This window comes from Hyphomicrobium nitrativorans NL23 (genome assembly GCF_000503895.1).
GTDB classification, from domain to species: domain Bacteria; phylum Pseudomonadota; class Alphaproteobacteria; order Rhizobiales; family Hyphomicrobiaceae; genus Hyphomicrobium_C; species Hyphomicrobium_C nitrativorans.
Genome location: NC_022997.1, coordinates 190,672 through 208,844, shown reverse-complemented (window position 1 = coordinate 208,844; position 18,173 = coordinate 190,672). Strand labels below are relative to the sequence as shown.

Sequence of the window (18,173 nt, the reverse complement as noted above, 5' to 3'; positions counted from 1 at the left end):
CACGTTCCAACCCAACAAGGAGACATCGATGTTAAAGAAAATTCTAGCCGGCCTCGCCGCGATGTTGGCCGCGTCGTCGCTCGCTTTCGCGCACGACGATCACGCCCACGACGCACACGCCCACGATCACGCACCGAAGCATGGCGGCATCGTCGAGCACAGTAGCCATCATCATCTGGAGCTTGTCGCCGAAGACGGCACGCTGCGCCTCTACGTCACCGACGAGGCGGGCAAGCCCGAGCCCGTCGAAGGCGCGAAGGCGACGGCAACGGTTCTATCCGAAGGCAAGACGGAAGCTGTCACGCTTGCGCACGCGGGCGAGAACCGCCTCGAAGGAACCGGCAGTTTCAAGGCAACCAAGGGCACGACCGTCGTTGTCACGCTGACCTTGCCCGATCACGGGGCGGAACAGGCCCGCTTTCGCCTCGATTGAAGCCCATAACGCATCGTGCGCGGAAGCTTCGCGATGCCGTGTCGTTTGCTTCCGCGCGCGCAACGCATCCAGGAATTTGGGAACAGATAAGTATGAGATTGATGACAGACGGGAATTCTCGCTTCTGACGGCCGTTCACGACGCGATGACGTATTGCGTGGGTGTGCCGCCTTCAGTAAGTAGGGAAGGGCTCGTCGGCCGGACCAACGATCGGCGGGGCGGGAACTCCAAACCACTCAATGCTTTGAAAGCCTCCATGCGCGGGACAGCAGCCTCATGACCGGCAAAGCTGATAGGCGTCGCCCGCTTATTGTTTTGAGCGCTCTGGTCGCAGTGATCGGTGCCGCTCTTGTCGCGCCCGTGCTGATCGGCGCGCGCCAGGGGGAACCCATTCCGGGCTCGACGGTTCGCGCGGAATCCGGCGACGTCATCGCCATCACATCCCCCGTCACGCTTTCGACCGCACACGCCATCACGCTCGAACGGGGCACCGTTTCTCTTGCGGCCGGCAGCGCAGACGAAACGGGTGTCGGCGCCGTGGTGCGGGCCCTTGTGTTGGGGCGCGGCGTGGATCTCATTCTCGACGATGCCAGGTTCACCGTCGATCGTACCAAGACCCCGAACGGCGAGAAGCGCGGCGCGGCGCACGAGAACCTGTCCGAGGCGCTGGCGTCCGTGGTCTCCACATTGACCGATTTCAGGTTCCGCAATCTCACCCTGTCCGATGCGACGATCGTTGTCGTGAACGGAGACGGCGAGCGGGAGACGTTCTCGCGCGTCGATGCGGATCTCGCCAAGGATCGCAGCGGGCTCGTGACGGCGAAAGGCCGTTTGGCCTATCGCGGCGAACCGCTCGATTTCGATCTGGCGTTCACGCCGCCGCCGCAAGATGTGGCCGAGCCGGTGGATGTCCGCGTCAACGTGAAAGGCAAGTACCTGAGCCTCGCATTCAATGGCCGGATGCCGCCGGGCGAGCGCAGCCGCATCGTGGCCGAGAACGCCGAGTTGTCCATTTCGGACGTGAGAGGCGCGGCAAGCTGGCTCGGCGCCTCGTGGCCCGCGGGGCCGGGCCTCGGCACGTTCACGGCGAAGGGTGAGCTGACGCTCGACGAGCGCGCGGTTTCGTTCGCCAACGCCAAGATCACGCTCGACGGCAATGCCGCCACCGGAACGTTGGCCTTGATGTATTCGGCCGAACGTCCTTCCATCGACGGCACGCTCGCGTTCGCCGCGTTCGACATCGCGCCTTATGCAATGTCGGCACGGCCCACCGCCATCGCGCGTGCAACGGGATGGCTTTCGAGCTTCGGGATACCCGGCCTTGCGGAGTCCTCCCTCGTCAACGAGCTGGACGCCGATCTGCGCATATCGGCTGCCAGCGTCACGAACAGCTCGGCGAAACTCGGCCGCGCCGCCGCGAGCCTCACCGTCAAGAGCGGCAAGCTTTATGGCGAGATTGTCGAACTCGCGCTCGACCAGGGCGGCGGCGGAGAGGCGCAGTTCACGGCGGATATGACGGCGTCCGATCCACGCTACACGATCCGCGCGGATCTCTCCGACATCGACTTCGCGACCTTACCGCGCCTCACGGCCGGGCCGCTGGTCTTGGACGGCATCGGCGGGCTCAAGCTCGAACTCGCCGCGGAAGGGTCGAGCGAAGCGGCATTGATCCGTTCCATTGCGGGCACGATGTCTGTGGAAATGCGTGAGGCCGGTCGGCTCGGCATAGATGTCGATGCATTGCCATCGGTTGCGGGAGCCCAGCCTGACCAAGGGTGGGGAGCCGCTGGCTCGGGGACGACGACGGTAAGTGGCGTCTCCGCGCACTTCAAAGCCTTGGGCGGCGTTTTCGCAGCCGAAGGTGTGGAGGCCCGCATCGGCAACCGAAGGGCGCGTCTGATCGGCTCCGCCGATCTCGACAGCGCCGCCGTCGATTTCGTACTCTCCCTCGACGAAATGCCCGGCGCGGAAAAATCCGGCAAGCCCGTGGGAGCGTTTAGGATTCAGGGCCCGTGGGCGGCGCCCACGATCCGGCCCGCCGAGCCGGGACGGGCCGCCCAGGGCATGGTCTATGAGGGCATGGCGAAACAGGGCACGGCGACGGCTGCGCGCGATCCGGGCTGACGCACGCATGGCGCGACAGAAGGCCTGATGAGGTCCGGCAGTCGCGCCTCGGGAAAGTGAACACCCATGGCGCTCACGTCTGAAGAAATCCAGCGCTACAAGCGCCACCTTCTGCTGCACGAGATCGGCGGTCAGGGCCAGGCGCGTCTCAAGGCGGCGCGTGTGCTTGTCGTGGGTGCAGGCGGGCTCGGCAGCCCGCTTTTGCTCTATCTCGCGGCAGCAGGCGTGGGCACGCTCGGCATCGTCGACGACGACACGGTCTCGCTCGACAACCTTCAGCGGCAGGTGGTGCACACGACGTCATCCGTGGGTACGCAGAAGGTCGAGAGCGCACGGGAAACGCTTGCAGCCCTCAATCCGCATGTCGCGGTCGAGACCTTCCCGTTTCGCCTCGATGCCGCGAACGCGGTCGACATCATCTCCCGCTTCGACATCGTGACAGACGGCACCGACAACTTCGCGACCCGCTATCTCGTCGCCGATGCGTGCTACTTCGCCCGTCGTCCGCTGGTTCACGCAGCCGTCGGTCCGTTCGATGGCTACATCACGACCTTGAAGCCTTACGAGACCGGCCCCGATGGCAAGCCCTATCCGAGCTATCGCTGCCTCTTCCCCGAAGCGCCGCCCGCTGGCCTCGTGCCGAACTGCGCGGAAGCGGGCGTCATGGGCTCGGTCGTCGGTGTCGTGGGCACGCTGCAGGCCACCGAGGTGATCAAAGAGCTGACCGGCACGGGCGAAGGGCTCACCGGGCGCCTTCTCTTGTACGACGCCAAAGAGCCGCGTTTCGAAACCGTGCGCGTGGCATGGGACCCCGAGAACCCGCTGACAGGCGAAAAACCCACCATCGCCGATCTGTCGGAGCACGTCTGAGCGCGCATTGCCGAAATTACGCCCGATGCGCACCGCAAAGACCGGGGACAAGCGCGTGCGAGCATTCGGGACACGGACCGGCCGATGAGCTTTCTTTCCGATCTCTTCTGGAGCCTCTATTTTCTTCTGCGCGGCCTGGCCGATGTCGTCTTGCGCCGCCGTCGCAGGCGGTATGTGAGCGCAACCCATATCAGGGCGCCACGCGAAGTTGTCTGGAACGCGGTCACAGCCAGCTCGATCACTTTCGACGGGCTCGTCCCCATCGAGATCGCGACAGATCCGAGCCCGGACTCGAGCAACGTCTACACGGCCAACGTGCGCGTGGGAGATGCCGACATCCCCATGGCGTATCGCGAGATCGAGCGCCGCCCGCCCGAGGGTCTTGTCATCGAGATGCTGAAGGAGGGCAGCGATCCGAGCGTCGTGCCCGGCTCGGATTATTTCTTCGCGTGCACACTCAAGGAAAAGGATCGCGGCACGGAGCTGACGTCCGTCCACGAGATCACGCACGAAACGTTTATGGGGCGGATTCTCGTGCCGTTGGGTGCGCGCCAGAACGGCCGTCGTCTGCGGGCGTACTGCGAAGCTGAAGTCGGCGCGCCGCCGAGGTCGACGAACAAGTATCTGGCCGCGTTCGTCACCGGCGCGTTGACCTACGCAAGCTTCAGCTACCTGTTCGACGGCGTGTTCGCGGCATACCTCCTCCTCATTCTGCTGATCCACGAAGCGGGCCACGCCATAGCCATGCGCTGGGTCGGGCTGCCCGTGCAGGGAATCTATTTCGTGCCCTTCATGGGCGGCGTCGCCGTGGCCGCCGCTCCCCACGAGAACGAAAGCGAGCGCGGCTTTGTTGCGCTGATGGGGCCGGGCCTGAGCCTGATCCCGACGGCGTTGTTTCTGCTGGCGGGCGCGCTGACGGGCGAACACGCACTCAATCAGCTTGCCTTGGTGAGCGCGATCCTCAACGGTTTCAACCTCGCGCCCGTGCTCCCGCTCGACGGCGGCCACGTGATGGAATCGGCGCTGTCGGGCGCCGACCCGGAGCTCGTCTCCATCGTCAATGTGCTGGCGCTCATCGTCGGGCTCGGCGTTGCCCTGCACTTCCAGCTCTACGGGCTGATGGCGCTGCTGCTTCTGGTGAGCCCGTTGATGATCAATGTCGGGCGCAAAGGGCGCGGGATGGATCCGATCACGCCGGCCGGCCGCAATTGGCTCGTGGCCGGCTACCTCGCAACGGTCGCGTTCTACGTCGCCGTCGTCACGCACCTGCTTGGATAAAAAAGGGGCGCCCGATGTCTCACGCGCCCCTTAAATTTTAGAACATCGCCGGATGCACCTTGTCGGGCGGTGCGTGGCCGTCGAGGAAGGCCTTGATGTTGATGATCACCTTCTCGCCCATGTCGACACGACCCTCGATCGTCGCGCTGCTCATATGCGGGAGCGCCACGACGCGGTCGGAGGCGAGCAGTTTCGGGTTCACGGCCGGTTCGTGCTCGTAAACGTCGAGGCCCGCGCCTGCGATGGAGCCCGCTTCGATCAGGCGCGCAAGCTCGTTCTCGTCGATCACCTCGCCGCGCGCGGTGTTGACGATGTAGGACGACGGCTTCAGCAGCTTGAGGCGGCGCGCCGACAGCAAATGGTACGTTGCCGGCGTATGCGGGCAGTTGATGGACACGATGTCCATGCGGCTCAGCATCTGGTCGAGGCTCTCCCAGTAGGTCGCCTCAAGCTCCTCTTCGAGCGCGTGCGGCAGGCGCTTGCGGTTGTGGTAGTGGATCTGCAAGCCGAACGCCTTCGCGCGCTGGGCCACCGCTTGTCCGATCCGGCCCATGCCGACGATGCCGAGACGCTTTCCGAAGATCCGGTGTCCCAGCATCCAGGTGGGGACCAGCCGATCCACTTGGTCTTCGGATCCTTGAGATAGGCGGCGCCCTCTGCAACCCGGCGCGGCACGGCGAGAATCAGAGCCATCGTCATGTCGGCCGTGTCCTCGGTGAGCACGCCCGGCGTATTGGTGACGATGATCGCGCGGTTGCGCGCGGTGTCGAGGTCGATGTTGTCGACGCCCGTACCGAAGTTGGCGATCAGCCTGAGCTGCGGCCCGGCCTGGGAAATCACGGCGCGGTCGATCCGATCCGTGACGGTCGGCACGAGCACGTCGGCGGTTTTCACGGCTTCGGCAAGCTCGGCCTGCGTCATCGGCGTGTCGTCGGCGTTGAGGCGCGCGTCGAAAAGCTCCCGCATTCGCGTTTCCACCACATCGGGCAGCTTGCGGGTGACGATGACGACTGGTTTCTTCTGGGTGTTGGGCATATCACTCCCACCGGCGGCGTTTGATCTGGGTGTGTCTAACAGAAGGTCACGGCCGTGACAAAGTGATGGATTGTCTGAGGGACCGGCGACGAGCGCGAGGAATCAGGCGGTCGATATGGTTGATCGAGGACGAACGGCCGCCCGGGCGTACGCCACGAATTTGCGGGAGCGTGGGATGCGAATGAGGAGCCTTGCCCGCGCCCGCTTAATGGCTGGCGCTCTGCTCGCGGTTTGGGCAGGTGCGGCGCTGGCCGGCGGAGGAGCGGCGCCCTCGGGGCCTGCTCCCCAGCAGGGAGAGAGCGGACTGCCGCTGCCGCGTTTCGTCAGCCTCAAGGCGGACCGCGTGAACCTGCGCTCCGGCCCGGGGACCGACTATCCGACCGCCTGGGTGTATCGGCGCGCGGGCCTGCCGCTGGAGGTGCTGGGCGAGTTCGAGGCTTGGCGGCAAGTACGCGACGCGGAAGGCGCCACGGGCTGGATCCTCCAGTCTCTGCTTTCGGGCCGTCGCACAGCGCTCGTCACGCCGTGGGATGTGAAATCGGGCGAGGCAGCCCCGCAGATCCCGATCCGCGTGAGCGACAGCGAGAGTTCGCGTCCTGTCGTGATGGTCGAAGCAGGTGTGATCGCCAACGTCCACACCTGCGACAGCCGCTGGTGCCGGGTGACGATCGACCGCTATCGCGGTTACGTTCCCCAGAAGCAGCTCTGGGGCGTCTACGAAAACGAAATCGTGAGGTGACGGCTCGCCGCGCTTGCCTGCGCGTGTCGCGTCAGGATTTCGGCACCAGCCGCACGACGACGTCGATATGGCTGACGCGCATACCCTCGGGTGGCTCCGGCAATCCGTCGACGCGGATCGAGTCGCCGGGGATGTCCATCAACTCGCCTTCAGCCTCGATGAAGAAGTGATTGTGGTTCGAGGTGTTGGTGTCGAAGTAGGCCTTGCCGCCGTCGATCGCGAGTTCGCGCAGAAGGCCCGCCCCGGTGAACTGATGCAGCGTGTTGTAGACCGTCGCGAGCGACACGTGCTCGCCGGCCGAGAGCGCCTCCGCATGAAGGATTTCCGCCGACACGTGACGGTCCTCGCCGCCGAACAACAGCGCGCCGAGCGCGACACGCTGGCGCGTCGGCCGCAATCCGGCTTTACGCAGCCGCTCGGCGATGGCCGCCTGCGGAAGCGCAAGAATGCCGTCGGCGGAGGTATCCTCGCCGATGTCGGTGGTCAGAGCGTCGTTGGCGTCGTCCATCATGCCGTGCGGTCTGCTCATGGTGCCAATACGGTTTCCGCGAACCTCAGCTCAGCATAGGGGCAAACGTAGGACACCACAAAGGCCCTGCCCCAGCCGGCGGCCGGATTCTGCGAACGAATTCAGTATAAGATTTGCCGGGGTTAACTGCAACCCGCTGGCGAGCGTGCTATTAACGCGCACATTTCGCTGCGGGTTTCCTGAAAGCAGCAATCCGGGGGCCTCCTTTGGCACAAGACGGTCCTCTGGACAATACGTCACCTTTTCCATGCCCTTACTTGACGCTGGCTAGGATAATCGTTTGAACGTCAAGCGAATGTGCTAGGACAACGCGGTTCAAGAGCGGACGCGCGCCATAAGCTGGCGTTGCGTCGGGGGATTATCAAAGGACGAAGCTGACCAATGGCCGAGCGCCGTTCGAGCTACGATTTCGACGATTTGCTGACGTGTGGGCGCGGAGAGCTGTTCGGGCCGGGCAACGCACAACTGCCGTTGCCGCCCATGTTGATGTTCGATCGCATCACCCATATTTCCGACACGGGCGGCGTCCACGGAAAAGGGCAGGTGGTTGCTGAACTCGCCGTCGAAGGCAACGAGCGCCTGGACTGGTTCTTCAAATGCCACTTCCAGGGCGACCCGGTGATGCCGGGGTGCCTGGGCCTCGACGCGCTGTGGCAGCTTACGGGCTTCTTCTTGGGCTGGATGGGCGCGCCCGGACGCGGCCGCGCGCTGGGCGTCGGCGAGGTGAAATTCACGGGGATGGTTCTCCCGTCGGTGCGCAAAGTCGAGTATGTGGTGGACCTGAAGCGAGTCATTCTGCGCCGCTTGAAATTGGCCATCGCGGACGGCACGCTCAAGGCGGACGGCGAAGTCATCTACACCGCGACGGATCTGCGCGTGGGCCTGTTCGAAACGGGCGAAGCGCCGGCCGCCGGATAATAAGCCGCAGGCACACGGCCGCAGACTGAAGCGGCTTAACGAGCGGCGAAGAAAGGGTTGTCGATGAGACGGGTTGTCGTCACCGGCATGGGTATCGTGTCCTCGATCGGAAACTCGACGCAGGAGGTGCTTGCCTCTTTGCGGGAGGCAAAATCCGGCATTTCCCGCGCTGAGAAGTATGCCGAACTCGGTTTCCGGTGCCAGGTGCACGGCGAACCGCAGCTCGACTGGGAAGCGCAGGTGCCGAGGAAGCCCAAGCGTTTCATGGAAACGGGCGTCGGCTGGAATTACATCGCCATGGACCAGGCGATCCGCGACGCAGGCCTTGAGCCGACCGAGGTCGTGAACGAGCGCACCGGCATCATCGTGGGCTCCGGCGGTCCGTCGACGCGCGCCATCGTCCGCGCTGCCGATATCACGCGCGAAACGAACCCCAAGAAGGTTGGCCCCTTCGAGGTGCCGAAAGCGATGTGCTCGGGGCCGTCCGCGGCGCTGGCCACCAGCTTCCAGATCAAGGGCACCAATTATTCGATCTCGTCGGCCTGCGCCACGTCCTCCCATTGCATTGGCAATGCGGCGGAGCTGATCCAATGGGGCAAGCAGGACGTGATGTTCGCGGGCGGCTGCGAAGAACTGGACTGGACCCTCTCGGTGCTGTTCGACGCCATGGGCGCCATGTCGTCCGATTTCAACGCAACGCCTGAGAAGGCAAGCCGCGCCTACGACAAGAACCGCGACGGGTTCGTGATCGCGGGCGGCGCGGGCGTCGTCGTGCTCGAAGAGCTGGAGCGGGCCAAAGCGCGCGGCGCCAAGATCTACGGCGAGATCGTGGGCTACGGCGCAACCTCGGACGGCCACGATATGGTTGCCCCGTCCGGCGAAGGCGCGGCGCGGTGTATGCGCCTCGCGCTTCAAGGGTTCGACGGCCGCGGCATCGGCCCCGTAGACTACATCAACCCTCATGGGACGGGCACGCCCGTCGGCGACGCGAAGGAGATCGACGCGATCCGCGAAGTCTTTGCCGGCGTGGAGATTCCGAAAATTGCGGCCACCAAGTCCCTGACCGGCCATTCGCTGGGCGCAATCGGCGTTCAGGAGGCTATTTTTTCGCTTCTTATGATGAACAATGGGTTCCTTTGCGAAAGCGCCAATATCGAGGAGCTGGATCCGGCATTCGAGGATATGCCGATCCTGAGAAGCCGCCTCGATAACCTTTCGCTTAACTGTGTCCTTTCGAACAGCTTCGGTTTCGGCGGAACAAATGCGACTCTCGCATTTCGCCGTTATGATGGCTGACATCTTTTTTATGTACCAGCCTCCGGCGACAGGGCGCGTGATGCCCCCGCAAGGAAGGCCCGGTTATGAGACTTTGCAGGAATGGAAGCGGCTGGTTCGAGATCGGCCGCAGAGTGGATGTGGGTGTGGGGTCGACAATGACCGAATTTGATCCTTCGAAAGCAGGCCCCCTTCTGGCCGGTAAGCGCGGCCTGATCATGGGCGTCGCCAACGACCGTTCGATTGCCTGGGGCATTGCCCGGGCGCTCGCGGGGCAGGGCGCGGAGCTGGCATTCAGCTATCAGGACGGCGCTTTCGGCCGCCGCGCGGTGCCGCTCGCCCAGTCGCTGGGCTCCAAGATCATCGAGCCGGCAAACGTGCTCGACCTCGCCACCATCGACAACGTGTTCGCACGCATCAAGGACGAGTGGGGCAGCCTCGACTTCGTCGTCCACGCCCTCGCCTTCTCCGATCCGCGCGAGCTTGCGGGCCGCTACGTCAACACCACGCGCGACAACTTCACCAACACCATGGTGATCTCGTGCTTCTCGTTCACCGAGATCGCGCAGCGGGCCATGGCGCTGATGCCGAACGGCGGCTCGCTCTTGACGCTGAGCTACGGCGGCGCCACGCGTTCGGTGCCGTCCTACAACGTGATGGGCGTCGCGAAGGCCGCTCTCGAAGCCTCCGTGCGCTATCTCGCAGCCGACCTCGGTCCGCAGGGCATCCGCGTCAACGCGCTTTCGGCGGGCCCCATGCGCACGCTTTCGGGCGCCGGCGTTTCCGACGCTCGCGTGATCTTCAACTTCCAGAAAGAGAACGCCCCTCTGCGCCGGACGCCGAGCCTCAACGACGTCGGCGGCTCCGCGCTCTATCTCATCTCGGATCTCTCGGCTGCCGTAACGGGCGAAGTGCATTTCGTCGATTGCGGCTACAGCACCATCTCCATGCCGACGCTCGACGCGCTGAAGGCGGCCGAACACCCGGCCGAGACGCAGCAGCCCGCGCCGTCCGGACGGTCTCCGTCGGAAGCCGCCGAGTAGCCGATTGACCGCACGCGTCCTTCGGCGCAAAGAGAGCGCCTCATGATCGGCGTTTTCGATTCCGGCCTCGGCGGTTTGACCGTGCTTGGCGCCTTGGCTCGGCGCTTTCCCGGCGTTTCCTTCGTCTATCTCGGCGATCATGCGCGCGTGCCCTACGGCGACCGCGCGTCCGATGAGATCGTCGACCTGACGAGAGCCGGCACGGAAGCGCTTTTCCGGCAAGGCTGCCGCCTCGTCGTGCTCGGGTGTAATACCGCGACCGCCGTCGCCGCGCGCCGCTTGCAGCAGGAATGGCTGCCCGCTACGTCGTGGAAGGCCGAGGGCCGCAACGTGCTCGGCATCGTGGCGCCCACCGTCGAAGCCGCAACCCAGACGCCCTGGGCCGTGACGTCTCCGCAGTATCCGCAAAAGTTTCTAACCGACCGCATCGCCGTGTTCGGCACCACGCGCACCATCGCGTCGGGCGTCTATGCGGAGGAGATCCGGAAGCGCTGCCCGAAAGTCACCGTCATTCAGCAGGTGGCGGCGGAGCTTGCGGGCGCCATCGAGCACGGCTCCGACGAAGTGGAATTGGATCGCCTCGTGAAGCGCGCCATCGACGGCGTGCTCGCGCAGTCGGACGGCGAGCCGCCGCATCGCGCCATTCTCGGCTGCACGCACTTTCCGCTGGTCGAGCACCTGTTTCGGCGGCACCTGCCGCCCGCGACGCGCATCCTCTCTCAGCCCGAGGTCGTGGCCGACAGCCTTGAAGACTATCTTTCGCGGCACGCTCGTTACACCGAAGGGGGCGAGCGGCACTCCGAACCCGTTCTGTTCACGACCGGCGCGCCCGACGCGATCACGGAGCGCGCACGCATTTTCTCGCAAGCGCCTGTCTCTTTCTCGCGCATCGAGATCTGACACCTCACGCGTTCAAATCCGAGCGCCCAAGGGTTACATGCGTACGCAAGACGAGACCATGATCGCTTCGGACCCTATCGGTCAGAAGCGTGAATCATTGGCCTCATCAAAGATATAGAGCGTCCGATCCGAGCCAATCGGATCGCACAACGCTCTAACGATGCACCATGGAGACTCGCGATGGCTGAAATCCCACCCGTCTGTGACTTCGGCTGGAAAGCGCCGGCGTTCGAACTCCCGGCGACGGACGGCAAGGTCTACACGCTCGACGAGATGAAAGGGCCGAACGGCACCCTCGTCATGTTCATCTGCAACCATTGCCCCTACGTGCAGGCGATCCTCGATCGTATCGTGCGCGATGCCCGCGAGCTGGCCCGCCTCGGCGTCGCCACCGTCGCGATCTCGTCGAACGACGCCGCGGCCTACCCGGAGGATAGCTTTCCGCTGATGGCGGAGGTGGCCGCGTCCCACGGTTTCCCGTTCCCCTATCTCTACGACGAGAGCCAGCAGGTGGCGCACGCCTATGGAGCGGTCTGCACGCCGGATTTCTTCGGCTTTAACCGTGATCTTGAGTTGCAGTATCGCGGGCGACTGGATTCGAGCGGCCGCGCGCCTGGACCCGTTTCCGCCCGCCGGGAGCTGTTCGAGGCGATGAAGGCGGTGGCGGAGACCGGCCGCGGCCCCGCCGATCAGGTGCCCTCCATGGGCTGCTCGATCAAGTGGCGGGAGGCCTGATCGGGTCATCCGGCGGCCTTAATGCCCTGGAAATCGGCCAAATCCGTTGACCGAGCATGGTCCCCACAGCTATAGACCTGCCACTGGACCGCTCGAAACTCTTGTTTCGGGCGGCAAATGTATTTGCGCTCGCGCGAGACCGCGCGGGTGCAGGCAGCCCGGGAGCGCCTCGGGAGACGCCGAGGTTGGAATCGGGCGAGCCGCGCAAATGGGACGGCCCCCAAAGAGAAGGATAGCGTTTAATGGCCAATACGAAGTCGGCAAAGAAGGCAGAGCGTCAGGCGACGCGCCGGACCGCAGTCAACAAGTCGCGCCGTTCCGCGATGCGCGGCACCGTCCGCAAGGTCGAGGAAGCCATCGCATCGGGCGATAAGGCCGCCGCTGCAGCAGCCCTGAAGGTGGCCGAGCCGTCTCTGGTGCGCACCGCTCAGAAGGGCGTTCTTCACCCGCGTACGGCAAGCCGCAAGGTATCGCGCCTCACGCAGCGCGTGAAGGCAATGGCCTGATCGCGGAGTTATCCGCGAGACTCTCGTGGAAACCGTCTGTCCGTTGGCGGAATGTGATCTGTTCGCCACAGGGAAGACCATCAGATGGAATCGTCCCACCATCGCCCGCGCATCTAAGTCGCGGATTCTTCGAGGGCGCACCGCGTCGCCCTCAAGTGGCGGCCCCGGGGAGAGACGATCCTCCCCCCACCCACACAAACAAAAAAGTAGCCATGCGGCGCTCGACACACGGGCGCCGCATTTCTTTTTCGCGCCCTCCTGGCCGCATGACGATTAGGCTTTCACCTCAAGGCGTTTGCCCACCGGTCCTGTGGATAGGACTCAAGTTTTCCACCTTGCACGCACACGCTGTCCTCGACTTGCGTCGGCGCTTCTCCACCCGTTCGCCAGCTTGCGAAGTGGTTACCAACCCGTTAAAAGAGACCTTGCCAGCGCGGCGGGACGATCATGGTAAAAAACCGAGTATCGCCACGCCCTGGATCGGGATTTGTTTGCGTAGCGTCATCCTGATTTCTTCAGTCCTTCAGTGGAGTGCAAGTATCCTGCTCAAATGCAGCGGGGTGCGCGTGCGTAATTCTGGGGGAATGCAGGAGTCTATTTGGTTTTGACTGTGCTGGCCGTTTGTCTTGGCCTCGGTCGGCGATACTGAAGAGTTGGAGTGAAGGGGTTGGCCGGAAACGTCGAAATCGAGGATGTCCCCGCCGATGCGGCATGGGAACGTCTTAAAACCGACGCCGGGTCTGCTCTGGTCGATGTTCGGACGCGTGCGGAATGGACGTTTGTCGGGCTGCCGGATCTTGAGACCGTAGGCAAGCAGGTGCTGGCCGTCGAGTGGCAGACGTTTCCCGATAGCCGGGTCGATCCGGACTTCGTCGGAAAGCTTGCCACGTTGCTCGGGCAAGTCGGGGTGGCGAAGGATGCGGAAATTTTTTTTCTGTGCCGGTCCGGAGCGCGCAGCGAGGCGGCAGCGGCGGCGATGGCTGAGGCAGGTTACACGCGCTGCCGAAATGTGGCGGATGGCTTCGAGGGGCCGTTAGGCCCCGACAGAAAACGAGGCGCCGTCGCGGGTTGGAAGGCGGCTGGGTTGCCCTGGCGACAGGGATAAGAAGAGCGAACTTTTTGAAGGATTTGGCGCCGTCCCGTTTGGGCGAACGGGGCGCGTCATGAGGCTTCTGTCTCGGCAAGAGGCAGAAATAACAAGTGCGGGGTACAAAGCAATGCAAGCGATCTCTAAAGCGGAGCTGTCTTTTCAGGCAACCGAACGGCCTCAGCGCGGGGCGTCGGGCGTGCGCGCCGATGCTACCGGTCTGGCCGACGCGGGCCAACTCCCGGTGACCGAGGGCACGGGAGCTGAAGGCAAGGGCGCGAAGGTGCGCGCAACGCTGCGTGCCCGCCTCGGCGACGACATCTATTCGAGCTGGTTCAACGCGCTTGAGTTCGACGGCTTCGACGGCAAGACCGTGAAGGTCTCTGTGCCGGTGAAGTTCCTGCGCAAATGGATTCAGTCGCACTACATGGACGAGCTGCTCATGTGCTGCAAATCCGAGTTCAAGACGGTCGAGCACGTCGACGTCTCGGTGCGTCAGCCGGGCGGCAGCGCGGCAGCCCGTGCGGCCCTCGCCGAAGCGCCCGCTCTGAAGCCGCGCGAGACGATTGCCGAGCCGCGCGCTCTTGGCGGTTTCGAGCCCGTACGTGCAAACCTTGCGCGCCCGGTCGCAGGCCGCACCAGTGTGGACGGCTTCGAAGGCTCGCCGCTCGATCCGCATCACACCTTCGACACGTTCGTTGTCGGCAGCTCGAACCGCATGGCCCACGCTGGCGCCATCCAGGTCGCGGAAACCGTGCTGACGGACAGCCCGGCGTTCAACCCGCTCTACCTTTATTCGTCGGTCGGTCTCGGAAAGACGCACCTTCTGCAGGCCATCGCCTGGGAAGTGAAGCGCCGCGCGGAGAATGCGCAGGTGCTCTATCTCACCGCCGAACGCTTCCGCTATCAGTTCGTCGAGGCGCTGCGCTCGCAGGACCCGTCCTCCTTCAAGGAGAAGTTCCGCGGCATCAACATTCTGCTGATCGACGACCTTGAGTTCATGCAGGGTGAGAAGACCGAGCAGGAGTTCGACCACATCATCAATGCGCTGCTCGACGGCGGCCGTCAGGTGGTGGTGGCGTCGGCGCGCCATCCTGCCCAAATCGAACGCCTCAACGAGCGGATGCGCTCGCGCCTCCAGCGCGGCCTCGTCGCGGAGATCGGCGGCTTCGACTACGAGCTTCGGATGCGCGTGGTCGAACAGCGCGTCGCCGAGAAGCGCTTGCTCGATCCCGCCTTCGAGCTGTCGCGCGAAGTCACCGAGATCCTTGCAAGCCGCCTGACCGAAAGCGGCCGTGAGCTCGAAGGTGCGGTCAACCGGCTGTACCTTACGTGGCAGCACATGCGCGCGCCCGTCACGCTCGACATCGCCGAGACGGTCGTCCGCGACCTGTTCCAGGGCGTCGAGCCGCGCCGCATCAAGATCGAGGACATCCTGCGGATCATCTCGCGCCACTTCGGCGTCTCGAAGGGCGATCTTCTCTCGCAGCGCCGTCACCGCTCGGTAGTGTGGCCGCGCCAGATCGGCATGTATCTGGCGAAGCAGCTCACCCATCGCTCGCTGCCGGAGATCGGCCGCCGCTTCGGCAACCGCGACCACACGACGGTGCTCCATGCGATCCGCAAGATCGAGGGCGTCATTGCCGGCGACGCGGGCCTGCGCGACGAGATCGACGATCTGAAGAAGCTCCTCAACGGCCATTAAAGCATTGAGAAAAAACAAAGTTTGAGCAGCGGGTGTGGCGGATCGAGGGAGATCGGCGCCACACCTAAGCGGGGCGGGAGCGGCGTCTTCGGATGCTGCTCCCGAAGTTTTCTGGGACGCCCCTGCCATAAACCGGCGTGGACATGAGATAATGTCCGTACGAATCAACCGGCCCCCTTGAAAAGGCGGCCTTGATCGGGTCAAGTTGTGCGTCGCACGCCAATTCTCCATCCATGACGGAAGCAGAGCCTCCTTCATCCCGCAGGGCGACCGGGGCCCGACGGCACGCTTTCGTCCCACCTGCGATTGCCGCCTCGCGGTGAGGCGGTTTTGGCAATGTTGAGGCAAGTCGAGGCTACTGATGCGTCTAGTGATCGAACGCGGTGAACTCCTGAGAGCGCTCGGGCATGTGACGAGCGTGGTAGAGCGGCGGACAACGATCCCCATTCTCTCCAACGTGCTGATCCGGGCGTCGGGTCAAACGCTGGAGCTCAAGGCCACCGACCTCGAACGCGAAGTGACCGAGGAGGTCAAGGCGGAGGTTGGCGCGGCTGGTGCCGTTACGGTGCCCGCGCACATCCTCCACGACATCGTTCGCAAGCTGCCTGAGGGCAGCCAGGTGGACATTCGCCGCGACGCCGAGAAAGAGCGCCTGACGCTGGCCGCCGGTCAGGCACGCTTCGCGCTCCAGACGCTCGGTCCCGAGGACTTCCCCGATCTCGCCGCGGGCGAGCTTGGGCATAGCTTTGCCGTCCTTGCCAAGGATTTGAAGCGGCTCATCGACAAGACGCGCTTTGCCATCTCCACCGAAGAGACGCGCTATTATTTGAACGGCATCTTCCTGCACATCGCCGACGCCGGAAACGGACCGACGCTGCGCGCTGTCGCAACCGATGGTCATCGCCTCGCGCAGGCGGAACTGACGCGTCCCGCGGGCGCGGAGGGGATGCCGGGCGTCATCATCCCGAGGAAGACGGTGCACGAGCTGCAGCGCCTGATCGAAGACAGCGCCGAGACGGTGAGCGTCGCGGTCTCGCCGGCCAAGGTGCGTTTCGAGATCGGCTCCGTCACGCTGACGTCGAAGCTGATAGATGGCACCTTCCCCGATTACGGCCGCGTCATCCCGCAGAACAACGACAAGGAGTTGCGCGTCGAGAACGCCGCGTTCATCAGCGCCGTCGATCGCGTGTCGACAATCGCGAGCGAGCGTGGCCGCGCCGTGAAGCTCAATCTCGCGAAAGACAAGCTCGTTCTCTCGGTCAACAACCCGGAAGGCGGCAGCGCGACCGAGGAACTGGCGGTCACCTATTCCGCCTCTCCGCTCGAAATCGGCTTCAACGCGAAGTATCTGCTCGACATCGCCGGCCAACTCGAAGGCGACGAAGCCCGTTTCCTCCTGGCCGATCCCGGCTCGCCGACCATGATCCGCGACGCCGAGGACGAAGCCGCGCTCTACGTTCTGATGCCGATGCGCGTGTAGGAGCCGGCCAGGCATTTCGGCGGATCTGGGCACCGGCCGTCCGTCCATGCGAAGCATGGCCCCGCCATGACGCCGGTGTGACGGTGGTGTTGCCGTCGGCCAGCAAAAAGACGTCATCCCGGCGGAGGCCGGGATCCAGACATGCCTCCGGGTTTCGCTATGCTCTCCGCTGATAAGAAGAGCTGGAGAAGATAGCCACAAGGCTCAACGCGAAAGAGATGCGCGCTTGGTCTCTGCCACGACACATGAAGCGTCTGCCGAGGAGCAAGCCGCTTCCCGCCTCTGGGTCGAGCGTCTCTCGCTGACGGGCTTTCGCACGTACGCGTCGGCGGCGCTGGAACTCGGACCTGAGCCCGTCGTGCTGACGGGCCCCAATGGCTCCGGAAAAACCAATGTGCTTGAAGCGGTGTCGCTGCTTGCGCCCGGACAGGGGCTGCGCCAAGCGCCGCTCGCCGACCTCGCGAAGACAGGCGGCGACGGAAGCTGGTCGGTCGCGGCGCGCGTGCACACCGCTGTCGGTCCCGTCACCATCGGCACCGGCCGCACCGCCACGGAACGCTACGACAACCGCCCCGCCGCGCGTCTCGTCCGCATCGACGGCGAGCCGAAGTCGGGCTCGGGCGCGCTCGCCGATTACGTCGAGATGGTCTGGATCACGCCCGCGACGGACGGCCTCTTCACCGGCCCCGCATCCGAACGCCGCCGCTTCCTCGACCGGCTCATCGTCTGTTTCGACACGGGCCACCGTACGCGCGCAAACCGTTTCGAACGCGCGATGGCGCAGCGCAATCGCCTCCTGTCCGACGGCGTGACGCGTAGCGCGGAACTTGACGGTTTCGAACTCGTCATGGCCGAGATGGGAATCGCCATGGCCGCGGCGCGCGCGGAGGCTGTGGCCGCGCTGGGAGCCGTCATTGCCGCGCGGCGCACGCGCGATCCCGAAAGCCCGTTTCCCTGGAGCGACGTCGCGCTCGAAGGGGCGGTGGATGCCGATCTCGCGACGCGCCCCGCCGTCGATGTGGAAGATGCCTACGCGCGCCGCCTGCGCGAGGTGCGCGAGCGCGACCGTGGAGCCGGGCGTGCGCTCGATGGTCCGCACAGAAGCGATCTGGCGGTGGCGCACGGACCGAAGCAGACGGCGGCGCGTCTGTGTTCGACCGGCGAGCAGAAGGCGCTCCTGATGGGGCTGTTGCTCGCCCACGCAGAACTCGTCACGGCGCGGCGCGACAGCGTGGCGCCGATGATGTTGCTCGACGAGGTGACGGCTCACCTCGACGGCGATCGCCGGGCCGCATTGTTCGAAGAGCTTTTGCGTCTCGGCACGCAAGCGTGGATGACGGGAACCGATCGCGACGCGTTTTCGAGCCTTGCGGGAAGAGCGCAGTTTTGGCGCGTATCGGACGGCTTTGTGACACGCGCCGGCTGAGGCGCGAGGCGTGCAATTCGGACTTGCCGCCGCACCCAAATAAAATACTGAAAAACAAGGTCAATTCGGCGCCGATCGAGGCGTTTAAAA

The 18,173-nt window shown here is 64.5% G+C and carries 17 protein-coding genes and 1 pseudogene; 15 read left to right on the top strand and 3 right to left on the bottom strand.

The window, feature by feature from the left end; translation table 11 throughout:
• Positions 1-28: 28 nt before the first annotated feature.
• The 4 genes from W911_RS00940 (at position 29) to W911_RS00925 (ending at position 4,705) form a co-directional block, all read left to right on the top strand.
• Entirely contained in the window at positions 29-433 is a 405-nt protein-coding gene (locus tag W911_RS00940) for a hypothetical protein (protein WP_041316892.1), read from the top strand.
• 276 nt (positions 434-709) lie between these two features.
• Positions 710-2,557: an AsmA family protein gene (locus W911_RS00935; protein WP_023785635.1), complete on the top strand. Its 1,848-nt coding sequence runs from the start codon at positions 710-712 to the stop codon at positions 2,555-2,557.
• A gap of 66 nt (positions 2,558-2,623) precedes the next feature.
• Positions 2,624-3,427 (top strand): HesA/MoeB/ThiF family protein, encoded by an 804-nt coding sequence (locus tag W911_RS00930; RefSeq protein WP_023785634.1) that lies wholly within the window; start codon positions 2,624-2,626, stop codon positions 3,425-3,427.
• Positions 3,428-3,511: 84 nt separating this feature from the next.
• A complete protein-coding gene (locus W911_RS00925) occupies positions 3,512-4,705 on the top strand; it encodes a metalloprotease (protein WP_023785633.1) in 1,194 nt (397 codons plus the stop codon).
• Positions 4,706-4,742: 37 nt separating this feature from the next.
• Here W911_RS00925 and W911_RS18600 read toward each other — a convergent pair whose 3' ends face one another.
• Positions 4,743-5,303, bottom strand: coding sequence for an NAD(P)-dependent oxidoreductase (locus W911_RS18600; RefSeq protein ID WP_244438556.1), 561 nt, complete (start codon positions 5,301-5,303; stop codon positions 4,743-4,745).
• Positions 5,288-5,626: pseudogene (locus W911_RS18595) on the bottom strand (D-glycerate dehydrogenase); the annotation flags it as partial. The gene W911_RS18600 and the pseudogene W911_RS18595, both read right to left, overlap by 16 nt.
• A 322-nt stretch (positions 5,627-5,948) precedes the next feature.
• Between W911_RS18595 and W911_RS00915 the strand changes: the two are divergent.
• Positions 5,949-6,479, top strand: a complete 531-nt coding sequence (locus W911_RS00915; protein WP_023785632.1) for an SH3 domain-containing protein — start codon at positions 5,949-5,951, stop codon at positions 6,477-6,479.
• A gap of 31 nt (positions 6,480-6,510) precedes the next feature.
• Here the strand turns inward: W911_RS00915 and irrA are convergent, their stop codons facing one another.
• A complete protein-coding gene (gene irrA / locus W911_RS00910; RefSeq protein WP_244438554.1) occupies positions 6,511-7,008 on the bottom strand; it encodes an iron response transcriptional regulator IrrA in 498 nt (165 codons plus the stop codon).
• A 381-nt stretch (positions 7,009-7,389) separates the two neighbouring features.
• Here irrA and fabA point away from each other — a divergent pair, with 381 nt between their 5' ends.
• The 10 genes from fabA to recF all read left to right on the top strand — a co-directional run bounded on the left by fabA (position 7,390) and on the right by recF (position 18,083).
• Positions 7,390-7,926 carry a 3-hydroxyacyl-[acyl-carrier-protein] dehydratase FabA gene (gene fabA, locus W911_RS00905; RefSeq protein WP_023785630.1) on the top strand — a complete coding sequence of 179 codons (537 nt, stop codon included), beginning with the start codon at positions 7,390-7,392 and terminating at the stop codon, positions 7,924-7,926.
• 63 nt (positions 7,927-7,989) lie between these two features.
• A complete protein-coding gene (gene fabB / locus W911_RS00900) occupies positions 7,990-9,222 on the top strand; it encodes a beta-ketoacyl-ACP synthase I (protein WP_023785629.1) in 1,233 nt (410 codons plus the stop codon).
• A gap of 137 nt (positions 9,223-9,359) precedes the next feature.
• Positions 9,360-10,244 carry an SDR family oxidoreductase gene (locus W911_RS00895; protein ID WP_023785628.1) on the top strand — a complete coding sequence of 295 codons (885 nt, stop codon included), beginning with the start codon at positions 9,360-9,362 and terminating at the stop codon, positions 10,242-10,244.
• Positions 10,245-10,286: 42 nt separating this feature from the next.
• On the top strand, positions 10,287-11,144 hold the full coding sequence (locus W911_RS00890; RefSeq protein WP_023785627.1) for a glutamate racemase: 858 nt from the start codon (positions 10,287-10,289) through the stop codon (positions 11,142-11,144).
• A gap of 180 nt (positions 11,145-11,324) precedes the next feature.
• The gene (locus W911_RS00885; protein WP_023785626.1) at positions 11,325-11,879 is read left to right on the top strand and encodes a thioredoxin family protein; all 555 of its coding nucleotides are present in this window, start codon (positions 11,325-11,327) and stop codon (positions 11,877-11,879) included.
• Between the two features lie 242 nt (positions 11,880-12,121).
• Positions 12,122-12,385, top strand: a complete 264-nt coding sequence (gene rpsT, locus W911_RS00880; protein ID WP_023785625.1) for a 30S ribosomal protein S20 — start codon at positions 12,122-12,124, stop codon at positions 12,383-12,385.
• Positions 12,386-13,043: 658 nt separating this feature from the next.
• Positions 13,044-13,490 carry a rhodanese-like domain-containing protein gene (locus W911_RS00875; RefSeq protein ID WP_023785624.1) on the top strand — a complete coding sequence of 149 codons (447 nt, stop codon included), beginning with the start codon at positions 13,044-13,046 and terminating at the stop codon, positions 13,488-13,490.
• A 112-nt stretch (positions 13,491-13,602) separates the two neighbouring features.
• A complete protein-coding gene (dnaA, locus tag W911_RS00870) occupies positions 13,603-15,177 on the top strand; it encodes a chromosomal replication initiator protein DnaA (protein WP_023785623.1) in 1,575 nt (524 codons plus the stop codon).
• A gap of 361 nt (positions 15,178-15,538) precedes the next feature.
• Positions 15,539-16,657 (top strand): DNA polymerase III subunit beta, encoded by a 1,119-nt coding sequence (dnaN, locus tag W911_RS00865; protein ID WP_023785622.1) that lies wholly within the window; start codon positions 15,539-15,541, stop codon positions 16,655-16,657.
• A gap of 226 nt (positions 16,658-16,883) precedes the next feature.
• Positions 16,884-18,083: a DNA replication/repair protein RecF gene (gene recF, locus W911_RS00860; protein ID WP_023785621.1), complete on the top strand. Its 1,200-nt coding sequence runs from the start codon at positions 16,884-16,886 to the stop codon at positions 18,081-18,083.
• The last annotated feature ends 90 nt before the right edge of the window (positions 18,084-18,173 follow it).